At 65.5% G+C, this 13,618-nt stretch carries 12 protein-coding genes; 3 read left to right on the top strand and 9 right to left on the bottom strand.

The features are described from left to right. The 5 genes from VMJ11_RS30435 to VMJ11_RS30415 form a co-directional block, all read right to left on the bottom strand. Positions 1-881 (bottom strand): amidohydrolase family protein (locus VMJ11_RS30435; protein WP_325624567.1); only part of this gene is annotated, 881 nt, incomplete at its 3' end. 44 nt (positions 882-925) lie between these two features. Next, positions 926-2,428: an NCS1 family nucleobase:cation symporter-1 gene (locus VMJ11_RS30430; protein WP_325624565.1), complete on the bottom strand. Its 1,503-nt coding sequence runs from the start codon at positions 2,426-2,428 to the stop codon at positions 926-928. 55 nt (positions 2,429-2,483) lie between these two features. Continuing rightward, entirely contained in the window at positions 2,484-3,761 is a 1,278-nt protein-coding gene (gene preA, locus VMJ11_RS30425) for an NAD-dependent dihydropyrimidine dehydrogenase subunit PreA (RefSeq protein ID WP_325624563.1), read from the bottom strand. A 68-nt stretch (positions 3,762-3,829) separates the two neighbouring features. Continuing rightward, positions 3,830-5,215, bottom strand: a complete 1,386-nt coding sequence (locus VMJ11_RS30420; protein WP_325624562.1) for an NAD(P)-dependent oxidoreductase — start codon at positions 5,213-5,215, stop codon at positions 3,830-3,832. A 122-nt stretch (positions 5,216-5,337) separates the two neighbouring features. Continuing rightward, complete coding sequence (locus VMJ11_RS30415; RefSeq protein ID WP_325624561.1) at positions 5,338-6,603, bottom strand: Zn-dependent hydrolase; 1,266 nt, start codon at positions 6,601-6,603, stop codon at positions 5,338-5,340. Positions 6,604-6,964: 361 nt separating this feature from the next. Here VMJ11_RS30415 and VMJ11_RS30410 point away from each other — a divergent pair, with 361 nt between their 5' ends. Beyond that, the gene (locus VMJ11_RS30410; protein ID WP_414694517.1) at positions 6,965-7,684 is read left to right on the top strand and encodes a TetR/AcrR family transcriptional regulator; all 720 of its coding nucleotides are present in this window, start codon (positions 6,965-6,967) and stop codon (positions 7,682-7,684) included. A 58-nt stretch (positions 7,685-7,742) separates the two neighbouring features. Here VMJ11_RS30410 and VMJ11_RS30405 read toward each other — a convergent pair whose 3' ends face one another. Then, complete coding sequence (locus VMJ11_RS30405; RefSeq protein WP_325624559.1) at positions 7,743-8,225, bottom strand: Lrp/AsnC family transcriptional regulator; 483 nt, start codon at positions 8,223-8,225, stop codon at positions 7,743-7,745. A gap of 351 nt (positions 8,226-8,576) precedes the next feature. Between VMJ11_RS30405 and VMJ11_RS30400 the strand changes: the two genes are divergently transcribed. Beyond that, positions 8,577-9,203, top strand: coding sequence for a LysE family translocator (locus tag VMJ11_RS30400; protein ID WP_325624558.1), 627 nt, complete (start codon positions 8,577-8,579; stop codon positions 9,201-9,203). 97 nt (positions 9,204-9,300) lie between these two features. Here VMJ11_RS30400 and VMJ11_RS30395 read toward each other — a convergent pair whose 3' ends face one another. Together VMJ11_RS30395 and VMJ11_RS30390 are read right to left on the bottom strand one after the other, a co-directional pair. After that, positions 9,301-10,389 (bottom strand): DUF2242 domain-containing protein, encoded by a 1,089-nt coding sequence (locus VMJ11_RS30395; protein WP_325624556.1) that lies wholly within the window; start codon positions 10,387-10,389, stop codon positions 9,301-9,303. A 435-nt stretch (positions 10,390-10,824) separates the two neighbouring features. Next, entirely contained in the window at positions 10,825-11,982 is a 1,158-nt protein-coding gene (locus tag VMJ11_RS30390; RefSeq protein ID WP_325624554.1) for a branched-chain amino acid ABC transporter substrate-binding protein, read from the bottom strand. Positions 11,983-12,368: 386 nt separating this feature from the next. Between VMJ11_RS30390 and VMJ11_RS30385 the strand changes: the two genes are divergently transcribed. After that, a complete protein-coding gene (locus VMJ11_RS30385) occupies positions 12,369-13,040 on the top strand; it encodes a GntR family transcriptional regulator (RefSeq protein WP_325624552.1) in 672 nt (223 codons plus the stop codon). Positions 13,041-13,185: 145 nt separating this feature from the next. On the opposite strand, the gene VMJ11_RS30380 is transcribed toward VMJ11_RS30385, so the two are convergent. Then, positions 13,186-13,618, bottom strand: a 433-nt coding sequence (locus VMJ11_RS30380) for an integrase core domain-containing protein (RefSeq protein WP_325624550.1), incomplete at its 5' end; no start/stop codon positions are given.

The raw sequence follows: 13,618 nt of genomic DNA, 5'->3' as shown, positions 1-13,618 counted from the left end.
GTGCGGAACGGCGGGCTCATCACATGCGCGGCGGCGCGCGTCCAGTCGGGGTCCCGATAGACCGCCTCGTCGATCACGAGATGCCCCGCCAGCACTTCGCCGAATACGCGCTGCCCTTCGCTGCGCGCGCGGGCAATCGCTTCGAGCGCATCCTTCGCCGAGACATGAACGATGTACACCGGTACGCCCAAAACCTGCGCGATGCGGATCGCGCGATTCGCCGCCTCGCCTTCAACCTCGGGCGGGCGTGACAGCGGATGCGCCTCCGGCCCCGTAAAGCCGCGCGCGAGCAGTTGACGTTGCAACTGGAATACGAGTTCTCCGTTTTCCGCATGCACGGTGGGCAGCGCGCCCAGTTCGAGCGAGCGCGCGAAGCTGTTCACGAGAATTTCGTCGTCCGCCATGATGGCGTTCTTGTACGCCATGAAGTGCTTGAAGCTCGACACGCCGTGATCGTTCACGAGCAGGCCCATGTCGCGATGCACGCTTTCATCCCACCACGTCACCGCCACATGAAAGCCATAGTCGGCTGCAGCCTTTTCGGCCCAGCCGCGCCACTCGCGAAAGGCGTCCATGAGCGGCTGTTTCGGGTTCGGGATGACGAAGTCGATGATCGACGTCGTGCCGCCCGCGAGACCCGCCGCCGTGCCCGTATAGAAGTCGTCGCTCGCGGTCGTGCCCATGAAGGGCAGTTCCATGTGCGTGTGAGGGTCGATGCCGCCGGGCATCACGTATTGACCGCCCGCATCGACCACGGTCGCGCCTGCAGGCGCGTCGAGGTTCTCGCCGACGGCCTGGATTACGCCGTGCTCGCAAAGTACGTCCGCACGCCAGCTCTTGTCGGCGTCGACGACGGTGCCGCCTCGAATCAGGATCGCCATGGTGCCATGTCTCCTTCAGTTGAATGAATCCACGCTGGAACGGCTCACGCGCTCGCCACGCTCGGGCGGCGGCTCTTACCGAGCTTCATCAGCACGCCGTAGACGAGCGCCGCAATGGCGAGCCCCACGAACCACGCATAGGTGTAAAGGCCCTTGAATGCTTCGGGCACGGAGGGAAACGCGTTCGGGAACGCGACGTTGAGAAAGCCCGGCAGGTTCGGCAGCACGCCCGCGAGCAGCGCGATCACGGCCGCCGGATTCCAGCCGTTCGAGTAGGCGTATTCGCCGTTTTCATCGAAGAGCTGTGCCGTGTCGAGGCGCGCGCCGCGAATCACGAAGTAGTCGACGATCAGAATCCCGGCCACGGGCCCAAGCAGCGCCGAATAGCCGACGAGCCAGGTGAAGATGTAGCCCTGCGTCGTGGCGAGGATCTTCCACGGCATCATCACGATGGCGATGGCTGCGGTAATGAGGCCGCCTGCCTTGTACGAAATGGCCTTGGGCCACAGGCTCGAAAAGTCGTAGGCCGGCCCGACGAGATTCGCGGCGAGATTGCAGCACATCGTGTCGAGCGTGAGGATGACGAGCGCGATGCCCACGCCAACGCCTTCCATGCGGCTCGTGAGGTCGATGGGGTCCCAGATCGCCTTGCCGTAGATGACCACCGTCGCCGAGGTCACGACCACGGAGACCACCGAAAGCAGCGCCATCGGAATGGGCAGGCCGATCGCCTGGCCGACGAACTGGTCCTTTTGCGTTTTCGCGAAGCGCGTGAAGTCGGGAATATTGAGCGCGAGCGTGGCCCAGAAGCCCACCATCGCCGTGAGGCTTGGCCAGAATGTCGCCCAGAAGAGGCCCGCCTTCTTGCCGCCCGCAACGAATTGCGAAGGTTGCGAAAGCATCGAGCCCACGCCGCCCGCCCGCGAACAGGCCCACCAGACGAGCACCACGCACATCACGACCTTGATGGGCGCGGACCAGCTTTCGAGCCAGCGGATCGAATCGGTGCCGTGCAGGATGAAGTAGAGCTGCAGCACCCAGAAAACGAGGAAGCACGCGCCCTGGCCGATCGAGATGCCGAGAAATGGCAGCGCGTCGCCCACGAGCGCGTTGTGCGTGAGGATGTTGGCGAGCGTGTAGATCGCGCTGCCGCCGAGCCACGACTGGATGCCGTACCAGCCGCACGCCACGATCGCGCGCAGCATGGCCGGCAGCTTCGCGCCCTGCGTGCCGAACGACGAGCGCACGAGCACCGCATAGGGAATGCCGTATTTCGCGCCCGCATGGCCGATCAGCAGCATCGGTACGAGCACGATGAGGTTGCCGAGCAGCACCGTAAGCACGGCTTGCCACGGCGACATGCCCTGCTCGGTGAGCCCGGCCGCGAGCATGTACGAGGCGATGTTCATCACCATGCCCACCCACAGCGCCGCGAAGTGATACCAGCGCCACGTACGCTGCGCTACGCCCGTTGGCGCGAGGTCCTCGTTGTATAGCTCGCTTTCGGCGCGGCGTACGCTGGCGTCGCCTGCTAGTGGGTGGCTCATGGTGCGGGTTCTCCGTGGCTTGTCGTGAGTTCGGTCCGGTTGTCTTTCTGGGGAATCAGGCGGCCTTGGGGGCGGCCACGCGCGCCGGGTTGTTCGGGTGCGTGGTCCAGTTCGCGTAGCTGCCCGAGTCGACGCGCTCCATCGTGATGCACTGGTCGACCGGGCAGACGTGCATGCATAAATTGCACCCGACGCAGTTCGCATCGACCACCTCGAAGTGGCGCTTGCCTTCACGCATCGCGGTGATGGCCTGATGCGAGGTGTCCTCGCAGGCGATATGGCAGAGCCCGCACTGGATGCAGCGGTCCTGATCGATGCGCGCCTTGATGTCGTAGTTGAGGTTCAGGTATTGCCAGTCGGTGACGTTGGGCACGGCGCGCCCGCGCACGGCGTCGAGGTTCGCGTAGCCCTTGTCGTCCATCCAGTTGGAGAGGCCGTCGATCATGTCGTTGACGATTCGGAATCCGTAATGCATCGCCGCGGTGCAGACCTGCACGCTTCCCGCACCCAGCACGATGAATTCCGCCGCGTCGCGCCAGTCGGAAATGCCGCCGATGCCGGAAATAGGCAGGCCGTGAGTTTGCGGGTCACGCGCGATTTCCGCGACCATGTGCAGCGCAATGGGCTTCGCGGCGGGGCCGCAGTAGCCGCCGTGCGTGCCCTTGCCATCCACGGTGGGCAGCGGCGCCATGGCGTCGAGGTCCACACCCACGATCGAGTTGATCGTGTTGATGAGCGAGACGCCGTCCGCGCCGCCCTTCATCGCCGCGCGTGCGCCGTGGCGAATGTCGGTGACGTTGGGTGTGAGTTTCACGAGGCAAGGCAGGCGCGTGCCTTCCTTTACCCAGCGCGTGACCATTTCGATGTACTCGGGCACCTGCCCGACGGCCGCGCCCATGCCGCGCTCGCTCATGCCGTGGGGGCAGCCGAAGTTGAGTTCGACCGCATCGGCGCCCGTGTCTTCCACCTGCGGCAGGATCCACTTCCAGTCGTGCTCGGTGCACGGCACCATCAGCGAGACGATGAGCGCGCGATCGGGCCAGTCGCGCTTCACCTGCGCGATTTCCTTGAGGTTCGCGTCGAGCGGCCGGTCGGTGATGAGCTCGATGTTGTTCAGCCCCGCAATGCGCTGGCCGCGCCAGGTGGTCGCGCCATAGCGCGAACTCACGTTCACCACGTGCGGGTCGAGCCCGAGCGTCTTCCAGACCACGCCGCCCCAGCCGGCCTCGAAGGCGCGGTTGACGTTGTAGGCCTTGTCGGTGGGCGGCGCGGAGGCGAGCCAGAACGGGTTGGGCGATTCAATACCGGCAATCGTGCAGCGCAGATCGGCCATGATGCAACTCCTGTGTGCAGTTCGTGTTTTCGGGTTTCGGCGGGCTTTGCGCCAGAATCACGGCGGGATCAGGCCGCTTTGACGGACAGACTCGCGAGGTAGCGGTCGATCGCGCGCGCGGCGAGCTTGCCGTCCTGCACGGCCTGGACCGTGAGATCCGTCGCCCCGTGGCCCGCGCAATCGCCACCCGCGAACACGCCCGCGAGGGAAGTCGCGCCGTTTGCATCCACGGCGATACGGGCGCCGCCTTCGGCGAGCTGCAAGCCGTCCAGCCCTTCGGGCAAGAGCTTTTGCCCAATTGCCTTCAACACCATGTCGGCTTCCACGCGCACGATTTCACCGGTGCCACGCAATGTGCCGTTCGCGTCGAGCGCGGTGCGCTCGAATTCCACGGCCTGCGCGTGCGTTTCGCCGGTGATGCGCAGCGGCTTCGTCCATTCGACGATTGCCACGCCTTGCGCGCGCGCGAATTCCTGCTCGGCCCACGTTGCGCTCATTTGCGCCGCGCCGCGGCGGTAGGCGAGCGTGACCTGCTCCGCGCCCAGCTTGCGGCTTTGCACCGCGGCGTCGATCGCGGTGTTGCCGCCGCCGATCACCACCACCTTGCGGCCGACGGGCAGGGTGGCGAGATCGCCGGCTGCGCGCAGGTGCGCGATGAAATCGACGGCATCGAGCACGCCTTCGAGCGCCTCGCCTTCAATGCCGAGCGCGTGCGTGCCACCGAGGCCCACGCCGACGAACACGGCGTCATACGCCGCGCGCAGCTGCATGAGCGTGACGTCGAGGCCGAGGCGCTGGCCCTGACGCATCTCGATTCCGCCGATGGAGAGCAGCCATTGCACCTCGCGCTGCGCGTAGTCGTCGACGGTCTTATAAGCCGCGATGCCGTATTCGTTGAGCCCGCCCGGCTTTTCGCGCGCATCGAACACGCTCACGCGATGCCCGGCGAGCGCGAGCGTGTGCGCGCAGGCGAGACCGGCCGGCCCCGCCCCCACCACGGCAACGCGGCGGCCGGTTTCGCTGGCGCGTGTGAAGAGCGGCGCGGCGCCGGCGGCATCGCGCGCCATCTGGAAGTCGGTAGCGTGGCGTTGGAGCGCACCGATCTGAACTGCTTCGCCATCCTGATGATTTCTCACGCAAGCGCCTTCGCAGAGAATTTCGGTTGGGCACACGCGCGCGCACATGCCGCCCAGCGGGTTCGCGCTCAGGATGTCGCGCGCGGCGCCCTTGAGGTTGCCGTTGCCGATCTTGCGGATGAAGCCTGGAATGTCGATACCGGTTGGGCAGGCCGCGACGCACGGCGCGTCGTAGCAGTAGTGGCAGCGGTCGGCGGCGATGACTGCCGCGTTGGGGGAGAGCGGCGGCGCGACATCAGCGAAGTTGCAGCCGAGTTGCTCGGCGGTGAGACGGCCGGCGGCGATGCCGTTGGCGGCATTCGAAGTGGGTTGGGACATCCGGATGCTCCTTGCGAGGCAAAACACGGGTCCGCCGGCTGTGCGTTACGGGCGCAGCCGGTACGTGGGGAAGCAGGAAAGACAGCGTGGCTCTCACGCCGCTTGCGTTTGCGTCAAAGGCGCTAGCCGGGCTCGCTCGCGCGCTCCAGCATGGCGTGCAGCAGCACGTTCGCGCCCGCCTCGATCCATTCGATCGTGGCGTCCTCGATCTCGTTGTGGCTGATGCCGTCGATGCAAGGCACGAACACCATCGAGGTTGGCGCGACCGTCGCGAGATAGCAGGCGTCGTGGCCCGCGCCCGAAACGATGTCGCGATTCGAGTAACCGAAGCGATCTGCCGCCGCGCGCACGGAGTTCACGCAGGCCTTGTCGAACGGCACCGGTGCGTAATAGAAAATTTGCTCGACCTGGGTTTCGAGCTTGCCTTGTTCGGCGATCTTCGCAATGCCTTCACGCAGTTCGGCATCCATCTTCGCGAGCACGTCGTCCTGCGGATGGCGAAAATCGACGGTGAAGAACACGCGCCCCGGAATCACATTGCGCGAGTTCGGGTGCACCTGCATCATGCCGACCGTCGCGCAGGCAAGCGGCGCGTGGCGCAGGCCGATTTCATTCACGAGCTGCACGACGCGCGAGGCGCCCAGCAGCGCGTCGCGACGGCGCGGCATGGGCGTGGGTCCCGCATGCGCTTCCTGGCCCGTGAGCACGACTTCGTACCAGCGTTGGCCCTGCGCGTCGGTGACGACGCCAATGGTCTTGTTTTCGGCTTCGAGTATCGGCCCCTGCTCGATGTGCAGCTCGAACGCCGCGTGAATCTTGCGTCCGCCGCACGGCAGCTCGCCCGCGTAACCAATGCGCTTCAGTTCTTCCCCTATGGTCTTGCCTTCGATGTCCTTGCGCGAAAGCCCGTAATCGAGCGTGAAGACGCCCGCGAACACGCCGGAGGCAACCATGGCGGGCGCAAAGCGCGAGCCTTCCTCGTTGGTCCAGATCACGGTTTCGACGGGGCGCTCGGTCTGGATGCCGTGGTCGTTGAGCGAGCGGATCACTTCGAGGCCGCCCAGCACACCGTAGATGCCGTCGAAGCGGCCTCCTGTGGGTTGCGAATCGGCGTGCGAGCCGGTCATCACGGGTGGCAGGTCGTTGTTGCGCCCCGCGCGGCGCATGAACACATTGCCCATCTGATCGACGCTCACGGTGCAGCCCGCCTCCTTCGCCCACTGCACGATGAGGTCGCGGCCCGCCTTGTCGAGGTCGGTGAGGGCGAGGCGGCACACGCCGCCCTTGGGCGTGGCGCCGATCTTCGCCATCTCCATCAGGCTGTCCCACAAACGCTGGCCGTTCACGTGGATCGCGGTCGTCAGCGCGGCTTCGCTTACTGCGTTCATGCGTGTTCCTCCTGTTCGTGTTCGTCAAACGTGCATCCATGCCGCGGTCTGGGGCGCGAAGCGCCGCGGCGGTGCACGCCTTCGCCGGCATTTCCCGGACCGCCAAATCCGGCTCTGCGAATCCTGTCCGATTGGACAGGTTGTAGCCGATAAACTTCGCGAATTCAATGCGGTGTTACGAGGGAGAGGCGGAGCGAGAAGCGTGCCATCGATGCTGCGGTGCGCGAAAGCGCACACATGTGCCCACGCGTTTTCCCCGAGGTTCGCGTATGCGCGAGGCGCTTACATCCTGACTACAATGAAGCCGGCATTCGCGCGGAAGTCGTGCGAAGCGTTTTCACTTCTGAACGGAACGAACGCCATGCGCGACGACGAAACGACCACGCGAGCCACGGTTCACGCCATGCGCACTGCCACACGCGCCGAAGAAGCGGGTGACGCAGCGCACAAGCCACGCCGCCGCAAGGCCTCGATTCGCGCGTCGAACGAATCGCATCTGCTCGCATGCGCCGAGGCCGTGTTCGCCGAGCGCGGCTTCGAAGGCGCGAGCACGGCGCTGATCGCGGAGCGCGCGGGCTTGCCGAAGGCCAATCTGCACTACTACTTCCCGACCAAGCTGGCGCTCTACTGGCGCGTGCTCGACGATCTCTTCGAAGAATGGAACGCGGCCGCCGACACCTTCGATGCAAGCGACGATCCGGTGGAGGCGATTGGCGGCTACGTGCGCGCGAAGATGGCGCTCTCGCGGCGCAGGCCGCTAGGCTCGAAGGTGTGGGCCAACGAGATCATCAGCGGCGCGACGCATATGCAGGACATCCTGCTCGAACGCGTGAAGCCGTGGATGGAAACGCGCGTGAAGCTGATCGAGCGGTGGATAGCCGAAGGGCTCCTTGCACCCGTCGATCCGAAGACGCTGCTCTTCATGATCTGGGCGACCACGCAGCACTATGCCGATTTCGAGGCCCAGATTCGCGCGCTTTCGGGCAAGCGCGCGTTGAGTGCGGCGGGGTTCGAGGCGAGCACCGAGGAGGTGGTGCGATTGATCCTGCGCGCGTGCGGCGCGCGTTCGCCTGCGCGGTGACGAAACGGCGGAATTGATTCGGATACCGAATTAAAAAGATGCGCGGCGATGACAGCGATTACACCTGCATCGACGGCACATCCTTCATGCAGCGCAACGCGAACATCGACCGGCTGTGGCGAATGCCCGCGATCCGGTAGAGCTTCTCGCGCAGAAAGCGTTCGTAGCCGGCGGTGCCGTCCACCGCCACCTTGATCCAGTAGTCGTACTCGCCGGAGACGAGATACGCCTCCAGCACTTCGGGCAGGGCGGCGAGCGCCGCGCCGAAGCGCGCGAGTGCGTCGTCTTCGTGGCGGTCGAGCGTCACTTCGAGAATCACGATGTCGGCATAGCCCAGCTTCTGCTGGTTCACGAGCGCGACATAGCCGTCGATATAGCCATCGGCTTCGAGCTGGCGCGTGCGGTTCCAGCACGCGGTGGTGGACATGCCTACCTGCTCGGCCAGTTCGGCGTTCGAAAGGCGCGCGTTTTTTTGCAGGGCGCTCAGGATCTTGCGGTCCTGGTTGTCGAGCGTACGGGCGGTGCGTTCGCGGGTGGCCATGGGCGAAAAGAATTCTGTTAAGCGACTGGGTATTTTAGAGGAAGAACGTTCCGAAATATTGGGGTTATTGCCCCAAAACAGGAAGCCCATCCCACCCTTTGGCCGGTATATTTTCTGACATGCCTTCTTGCCCGGCACGACCCGCCCGGCCACCTGGCCGGCGCGGGGCGCGCCGCCGCAGCCACGAGCCGCGGCGGCCCGTCAGGGCCCTATTGCCGCTCACCGCGGCGGCCGCCGGACGCTCACACCCTCGAACGCGACGCTGCGTCATCCATCGAACGTGGGCGCGTCGGTCGGGCATTGAGGCATGCACGCACAACCCATCCCTTGCTCGCCCTGCAGAACAACAAGATGTCGATCCAGCTGTATCTGTCCTTTCTCGTCGCCGCGCTCGTTCTCGTCTATACCCCCGGTCCCGTCAACGTGCTCACGATGAGCCAGGCGCTCCACGCCGGCTGGCGCGGCGCGTTGCCCTGCGTCTGGGGCGGCACGCTCGCCGTGCTGCTCCAACTCGTATTCACCGCGCTGTGCCTCAATTCGCTGCTGCTCATTAGTGAGCATTCGCTTACGATTTTGCGCTGGCTGGGTGCGGCTTATCTCGTGTGGCTCGGCGGCAAGCAATGGCGCAGCCGGTCGCTCGCCGGCGTGCAGGCGCCGTCCGAAGCCGATGGCGGGACCCGGCATGCCTTGTTTTGGCGCGGGTTTGCGACCTCGGGGCTCAATCCCAAGACCTTGCTGTTCTTTCCGTCGTTTTTTCCGCAGTTCATCAGCGCCGAGGCGCCGTGGAGCGCCAACCGGCAATACCTGCTGCTGGCGGCGACGTTCGCGTTGCTGTTTGCGGGTGGGGTGGCTTCGATGGCGCTCTTTTCGCACCGGTTGCGCCACGTGCTGCAGCGGCCGAGGCGCCTGCGAGCCGTGAATCGGCTGATGGGCAGCCTGCTCGTGGGGATGGGCGCGATGATGGCCGGTTTGCGCTAGACGCGCAGGCGGGCGTTGGCTTGCTTGCGCTTGCGCTTGCGCTTGCGCTTGCGCGCAAGCCGCCTGGCGTTAAGCCGACGCCTGCGCGCGGTGCCGCTTAAGGCGTGGTCGTGCTGCTGGCGGTCGATGCGGCCGGCGCCATGGTTGGCGTGCCTGCGGGGGCGGATGGGCTCACCGTCCCGGTTGCGCCCATCGCCGTTTCCGCGCCATTGGCGGCAGACGCCGAAGCGAGTGTTTGCATGGCGCGCGGGCCGGTTGACGCTCCAGTGCCGGCCGGAGTGGCGCTCGCGCCCGCCGGCGTCGCAGCCGGCGTGGAGGCGGCAGCGGGCGTTGCCGCATTGTGAGTGGTCACACTCACCGCCAGCGCCGCAGGCTGGGCGTTCGTCTGAACCGCAGGCATGCCCATGATGGCCGCCGCAGCCGCTGTGGAGTGGTCAACCGTAGCAGATGCGGCAGGCGCGGGGGTGGCAATGGCCGCCGCCGGTTGTGCCGTCAGCACGGGCGTGGGCGGTGACGCCTCGCCATGCATCACGGCCGCCCCCGTTGCCGCTGCCGCCACGGCGGCGGCCGGCGCGGCCGATCCCACCGTGGTCGCGGCGGGCACGGCGCTCGCCGTGGCCGTGACCGGCTCGATGGTCGGCGGCAGCGGCGTGATCTTGATCGCGCCGCTGCCCGGCACGGGCTCGCTACGCGCAACGGCGTTCAGATAGCGCCCCACCAGATCGAAGAACTTCGAGTAGAACGGGCCCGACTGGATCGTCTCGCTCGAAATCTTCACCATCTCGTCGCTGTTCGAGCGGATTGGCAGCGAAACCGACCCCAGAATCGAGAGCCCCACGCTCGCCGAGGTATCGCTCTTCTTGAGCGCGTAACCGTTCTGCACGGCGTTCACGTAGACCATGCTCGAATTCGCCGCGTCGCCGGCCGTGCAGACCACGTGCACTTCCACGGCGATGTGCTGATCGCTCGTGGGCTGGAAGTTCTTCGTGGCGTCGACGGTGTCGCTGCGCGTCAACGTCGTCATGTAGCCCTGGCTCAGCAGCGCGCGGCGCGACGCCTCGCAGGCATCGGCGCTCGCGTAATTGAAGCTGTGCGAGAACTGACTAGGTGCGCTGCTCAGCAGCTGGTCTTCCTGGAACCCAGGCTTGGCCGACGAGCACGCGCCGAGCGCGGCTGCCAGCGCCACCGTGGCTGCGGCGAGGGCGGCTGAGCGAAGCGGGACGGGCAAAAGAGGGATAACTCTCGAAAAACGGGACATGTTCAGGGCAAACAGGGCGCCAATGCGGCATTGCATCGTACGGGTTGCATTGTAGTTCGGTTCCGTGTCGCACAACCGAACGCTCGTTTTTTCGAGGCGTATCGAAAGGCTTTCGAAGGTCGTTCGTAAGGCCTGCCTTTGCGCAAAAAAAGCACGAAAAAAACGGGCTTTCGCGTAACGCGAAAGCCCGTGTCAACCCGGCGCGCGGGGCTGCGAGCGGAGAAGAGGGCTCGCCCTCGCGCGCCGCAGCCGGATACCGCCGGCTGTTCCTGTGCGCGATGCGCGGATTCGTCGGACCGCGCCGCGTGCCGTGGTGCGACGCAGCAGCGGCGCTGCCTTGGAGACCCTACCGGGCGGAGCGGCTTACTTCGTGCCCACCGTCGTGAGCGGTTGCCACTTGCCGTTCACGACCTTGTAGACCGTCACGCCGCCGTACTTGAGGTCGCCGTACTGGTCGTAGGCCAGATCGTTCGTCGTCACGCCTTTCATGCTGGTCGTCTTGAGCGAGGCGAGATAGATGTGCGGATCGGTCGAGTTCGCCTTCTTCATGGCGGCGAACACGGCGCGCGTGCCGTCGTAGGCGTACGGCGAGTACAGCTCGACCGGCTTGTTGAAGCGCTTCGTGTAGCGCTCGACATAGGTCTTGCCGCCCGGCATCTGGTCGAGCGGGCTGCCGCCCGACGAGGCGAGCGCGCCTTCGGCGGCCGGGCCCGCGATATTGATGAGCTCGTCCGAGTGGACCATGTCGGGGCCGATCAGCGTGGCCTTGATCGCGAGCGACTTCATCTGCTTGAGCATCGGCGCGGCCTGGGTGTCCGCTCCGCCGTAGAAAATCGCGTCGACGTCGGCCGACTTGATGTGCGTGAGGATCGAGCGGAAGTCCACGGCCTTGTCGTTCGTGAACTCTTGAGCCACCACCGTGCCGCCCGCCGCCTTCACGGCGCGGGCGAACTCCTCGGCCACGCCCTGGCCGTAGGCGGTGCGGTCGTCGATCACGGCGAAGCGCTTGAACTTCAGGTCCTTCACGACGTAGTCGCCGAGCACGCTGCCTTGCTGCGCGTCCGACGTGACGAGGCGAAACGTGGTGGGCAGACCCTGGCGCGTGTAGGTGGGCGCGGTGGCCGTGGCGATTTCGGGAATGCCGGCCTTCGCATAGATCGGCGCGGCCGGAATGCTGGTGCCCGAGTTGAAGTGGCCGATCACGGCGGATACGCCGTCGTCCACGAGCTTTTGCGCGACGGTCGTGCCGGTGCGCGGGTCGGCCTGGTCGTCGTAGGCGTCGAGCACGAAGTGCACGGGCTTGCCGCCGATGGTCGGGTTCGTGGCGTTTTCGTCCTCGATCGCCATTTCGACGCCGCTGCGGAAGTCCGCCCCATAGTGGGCCTGCCCGCCGGTGAGGGGGGCGGCGAAGCCGATCTTGACGTCGGTGGCCTGGGCGAGCGCGCTGGCGCTCCACAGGGCCGCCACGGCGGCAAGAACGAAGGGGGCGCGCAGACGCAGGCTTGGGTTGCTTGGATTCATTCTGGTTCTCTCCTCGGTGGTCTACGTTTTCCATGGGCGCAGCCGGGCCCGCACCGCGTTTGGAGCGCGCGGCGTGCCTTTTTGCGCAGGGGTGAATCAAAAGAAACCGGCCGCCGGACGGCGGAAATGCGCCTGGAACCGTTGCGCATGCAACGGCCTCGGGACGGCCCGGCGGATACGCTAAAATTGCTTGGTTTTCAGATGTTTACAACAACCCATACGGTCTCCAGAGAAGGACACGGCACAGTTCGGAACGATTGGCGGATCCGTTTCGCCAAGCAGAATATCCATGGCGAGATGGATTGTATCCAATTCTGGCAGGCAAAAATATTGACGACAACACTTTTTCGTCGGATGGCGCTCGTCCGCCCGGCGCTCACGAACTCATGACGACAGTGCAGGCCAAGGAAGACCAGCGATCGCTGCCTCAAACGATCCGTGACCAGCTGCGCGACGAGATTCTGCGCGGCGTGCTCGCGCCTGGCGCTCAATTGCGCCAGGAGAGCCTCGCGGAGCGCTTCGGCGCGAGCCGCATTCCCGTGCGCGAGGCGCTGCGCCAGCTCGAGGCGGAAGGGCTCGTGAGTTACCAGCTCAATCGCGGCGCGGTGGTGATTGCCATGTCCACGCGCGAGATCTGCGAGCTGCTCGACATTCGCGCGGCGCTGGAGACTTACGCGGCGAAGCTGGCGGTGCCGAACATGGTGGCCGGCGACATCGACGTGATGAAGCGCATCCTCGCGGCCTACGACGCTGCTACGTCGCCCGCGGAGTGGGCCGAGTGCAACCGCCAGTTCCATCTCGCGCTGTGCGCGCCCGCGAACAACGTGCGCTTGCGCAAGATGATCGAGGAGTATTGCCTTAGTACGACGAATCGATATCCGCATTTGCGCATGTCGCTCGATACGGAAAAAGGGGAAGTGCAAGGCGATCACTATGCGATCGTCGATGCCTGCAAGCGGCGCGCCGTGGATGAAGTGGTGGCGCTGATCGAGCGGCATATTCTCGATACCAAGCGTGAGGTGATGGCCGCTGCGCGGCTCGCTGGGATGGAGGATTGAGGGGCGGGTTTGGCTTTTTCTTGTATTCGCGTCGGTCTGCCTGGGTTGCCCCTGTGCGGGGCGGCACCTACTTTTCTTTGCAGCGGTGTATGGACCGGAGACATGGGTAACAGGTGTGCGGAGACATGGGTAACACATGATCCGCTCATTCCTGCTGGTTCAGGTTGATGGTTCCGAAGCGGTGATGCGCAAAAAACAGGTCGTAGCAGTTCTCTTCGCCGACACGCTCGCGGATGGCCACGGGCAGGTTCTGCAATGCGTTCGATACCTTGAATCGCCGGTTCCTGAAGCGTAGTTCACCGTTCCACTTTACGCGCTGCACGTGGTCGTTTGGGCCGTACTCGATCGGTGGCAGGATCTCGGGGTAGGCGCGCGGACTCGGTCGATAGCGCGTGACCGGGGTCGCCATGTCCAGCGCCTGATGCGGGCGCTGATGGTTGTAGACCGAGCGCCACGCATCGAACGCCTGCTGGGCGCTGGGCAGGTCCCTGAAATGGCGCCCGGCGATCACCTCGGCCTTCAGCGTGCGGTGAAACCGCTCCTCCTTGCCGTTGGTCTGCGGATGCGCCACGCGGCTG

The organism is Paraburkholderia sp. (assembly GCF_035501035.1).
GTDB lineage: Bacteria > Pseudomonadota > Gammaproteobacteria > Burkholderiales > Burkholderiaceae > Paraburkholderia.
This window is presented reverse-complemented; position numbering and strand designations above follow the sequence as displayed.

Excerpts from the sequence above, each read along its gene's own strand:
- VMJ11_RS30430 (WP_325624565.1), bottom strand. The coding sequence starts at position 2,428 with ATGAGCCACCCACTAGCAGGCGACGCCAGCGTACGCCGCGCCGAAAGC.
- preA (WP_325624563.1), bottom strand. The coding sequence starts at position 3,761 with ATGGCCGATCTGCGCTGCACGATTGCCGGTATTGAATCGCCCAACCCG.
- VMJ11_RS30420 (WP_325624562.1), bottom strand. The coding sequence starts at position 5,215 with ATGTCCCAACCCACTTCGAATGCCGCCAACGGCATCGCCGCCGGCCGT.
- VMJ11_RS30415 (WP_325624561.1), bottom strand. The coding sequence starts at position 6,603 with ATGAACGCAGTAAGCGAAGCCGCGCTGACGACCGCGATCCACGTGAAC.
- VMJ11_RS30410 (WP_414694517.1), top strand. The coding sequence starts at position 6,965 with ATGCGCGACGACGAAACGACCACGCGAGCCACGGTTCACGCCATGCGC.
- VMJ11_RS30405 (WP_325624559.1), bottom strand. The coding sequence starts at position 8,225 with ATGGCCACCCGCGAACGCACCGCCCGTACGCTCGACAACCAGGACCGC.
- VMJ11_RS30400 (WP_325624558.1), top strand. The coding sequence starts at position 8,577 with ATGTCGATCCAGCTGTATCTGTCCTTTCTCGTCGCCGCGCTCGTTCTC.
- VMJ11_RS30390 (WP_325624554.1), bottom strand. The coding sequence starts at position 11,982 with ATGAATCCAAGCAACCCAAGCCTGCGTCTGCGCGCCCCCTTCGTTCTT.
- VMJ11_RS30385 (WP_325624552.1), top strand. The coding sequence starts at position 12,369 with ATGACGACAGTGCAGGCCAAGGAAGACCAGCGATCGCTGCCTCAAACG.